At 67.3% G+C, this 2,607-nt stretch carries 3 protein-coding genes and 1 tRNA gene; 2 read left to right on the top strand and 2 right to left on the bottom strand.

Translation table 11 applies throughout. The features are described from left to right. On the bottom strand, window positions 1-1,153 hold a 1,153-nt coding region (tig, locus tag NTX40_04975; GenBank protein MCX5648435.1), incomplete at its 3' end, for a trigger factor. A gap of 122 nt (window positions 1,154-1,275) precedes the next feature. Next, window positions 1,276-1,350, bottom strand: a tRNA-Gly gene (locus NTX40_04970). A 283-nt stretch (window positions 1,351-1,633) separates the two neighbouring features. On the opposite strand from NTX40_04970, the gene NTX40_04965 reads away from it, so the two are divergent. Then, window positions 1,634-2,065: a YraN family protein gene (locus NTX40_04965; GenBank protein ID MCX5648434.1), complete on the top strand. Its 432-nt coding sequence runs from the start codon at window positions 1,634-1,636 to the stop codon at window positions 2,063-2,065. Between the two features lie 168 nt (window positions 2,066-2,233). Next, window positions 2,234-2,607 (top strand): TatD family hydrolase (locus NTX40_04960; GenBank protein ID MCX5648433.1); only part of this gene is annotated, 374 nt, incomplete at its 3' end.

Below are 2,607 nucleotides of genomic sequence, written 5' to 3'. Positions count from 1 at the left end.
CCGCGTTCGCCGACGCGCTCGACCGCAACTCCTCGCGCTGCTTCTCGATCTCCTCGGCCGGGACGCCCCGGTACCGCAGGTTGACAATGTGGCGGACGAACAGGCGCTCCGCGTGCCGCTGGGCGAGGCCCTCCGGCAACTCGAACGGCGCGTGCTCGAGGAGCCACTCCCGGACGGCCTCTTCCTGCGCCTCGCGGTAGGCCGACTCGTTCTGGTTCTCCAGTTGCCGCTTCAGGCCTTCCTGCAGGGTCTCGATCGTCTCGTAGGCCGTCTGCTCCAGGAGCGTCTTATCATCGGCCGGCGTGGGCCGGCCGATTTCTTTGACCTGGATCGTGATCTCGGCCTCTTTGCCGCGGAGGTCTTCCTTCGTTGCCTCGTCGCCGACGGTGAACGTGCCCGTCTTCGTCTCGCCGGCCTTCGCCCCTTCGAGGACGTCCGGCAGCGTCGGCACGGGGATGCCCTGGACCGAGACGGCCGCCACCGGCAACCGCGCTTCCTCGCCGTCCACGACCGTCCCGTCGCCGACCTTGAGCGAGAGGACGCCCGTGACGATGTCGCCCTTCTTCGCCTTCGAGCCCTTGCGCACGGCCTTCAGGCTGCCGTGCATCTCGCGCAGGCGCTCGAGGGCCTCCTCCGCGTCCTTGTCGGCGACCTCGTGCCGCTCAACGTCGACCAGGATGCCCGCGTAGTCCGGGAGTACGAACTCCGGCCGGACCTCCAGTTCCAGTGAGAAGGTCATCGGCCCGTCGTCCGGCAGTTCGACCGACTCGGGGTCGATGTCCGGCTCGCCGATGACGTCGAGTTTCTCCTGTTCGAGCGCCTTCGAGAGCGTTTCGGAGACGAGGCCGACGCGGACTTCCTCGGAGACGGCCCGGCGAAAACGCTTCTCAATGAGACGCCGCGGCGCGTGACCGGGACGGAAGCCCGGCACCTGGGCCTCGCGCTCCAGTTCCGTGAACCGCTCCTCGAACTTCCGGTCGATCGCCTCGCGCGGAATCATGATCGAGAGTTTCTTCTTACAGACGCCCACGTTCTCGACGGTGACCTGCATCGCCGGCGATTCCTCGGCCGTCGCCGTCTCCTCGGGCTTGGCAGCGTCCGTCGCCGGGGCGGCTTCGTCCCGCTCGGGTTCGGTGGTGTCAGGTTCGGCCATGGTTATCCTCTCACTGGGCGTGCCCCGCGGGGCCGCCGCTCCCCTTGCGCCAAGAGAAAAAATCAGCTCGCGCTCGCCCGTTCGCCCTGGTCGCCGCTCGAGCCGTTTCCGTCACAAAGAATTGGAGCGGGCGATGGGACTTGAACCCACGACATTCACGTTGGCAACGTGACGCTCTACCACTGAGCTACGCCCGCTCACCGGCCATCGGCTGAAGGGTCACCCTTCGACTTACTCAGGGCGACCCTGAGCATGGTCGAAGGGTCGCCGGGCGTCGCCTCGGCGAAGCCGGGCTTTGCCCTGGCGAAACCGGAACCATCCGTAACGGACCCACCGGGCAACCTTCGCGGATGCCAATATACCCCCGCCCCGGCGGCGATGCAACCCCATTTTCGCCCAGCGACCGGCTCCCCAGCCGTCCCTCCATCGTTGCACCCGGCCCCACGGGCGGCTAGAATCGTTTCCGCTCAAGGGGAGATTATGCGCTGGCCGTGGCAGCCGAAACAGGCGAAGGCGCGGACGCCGGCCCAGGAAACCGGTCAGGCGGGCGAACGCGCCGCCGAGCGATTCCTCCGGAAGCACGGCCACCGGATCCTCGCGCGGAACGTCGCCTATCGCCAGGGCGAGGTGGACTTGGTGACGCTGGAAAAACGGAGCAGGACGGTCTGCTTCGTCGAGGTCCGCAGCCTGACCGTCGCCGAGGGCGAGACCCCGGCCATCCGGCCCGAGGAGACGGTCGGCCGGGCGAAGCGGCGGCGAGTGATCTCGGCCGCCAAGATGTTCCTGGCCGAGCGCCGAGCCCTTGAGCGGGCCGTGCGATTCGACGTCTTGGCCGTCGAGTTCCGCGGCGAGGACCGCCGCCGGCCCGAGATTCGGCACTATCCGGGCGCCTTCGACGCCACCGGACGATGACAAGCGTGTTCTTAACCGCAAAGGACGCCGAGCACGCAAAGGACGGCCGGAACAGGGTAACTGCAAGCGGCGGAAGGTATACATTGATCTTATTGCGTTTTGCTGTGCCCCAATTTATCTGTCCTTTGCGCTCTTTGCGTACTTTGCGGTTAGGGAAAGGTTGCCCCGATGGTTGAACCCGCGATTGACACGCATGCCCACGTCCACTTCGACCGCCTCGAGGGCGACCTCGTGGGCGTCCTCGAGCGCGCCCGCGCGGCCGGCGTCGTGAAGATCATCAACGTCGGCACCGAGCCGGCCGAGAACCCGCGGGTCGTCGAACTCGCGGAGCGCGAGCCGATGCTTTACGCGGCCGTCGGTTTCCATCCGCACGAGGCCGCCAAGGTCAAGGCCGTGGACTGGCCCGTCCTGGAGGACCTGGCGGGGCGCGAAAAGGTGGTAGCGCTCGGCGAGTTCGGCCTGGATTACCATTACGAGCATTCGCCGCGCGCGGTCCAGAAAGAGGTTTTTGCCGGGGGGGTGCGCCTCGCGCGGCGTCTGGG

It is taken from the genome of Planctomycetota bacterium (assembly GCA_026387035.1).
GTDB lineage: Bacteria > Planctomycetota > Phycisphaerae > FEN-1346 > FEN-1346 > JAPLMM01.
The sequence above is the reverse complement of the archived record's forward strand: the minus strand, read 5'-3'. Positions and strand labels throughout refer to the sequence as shown.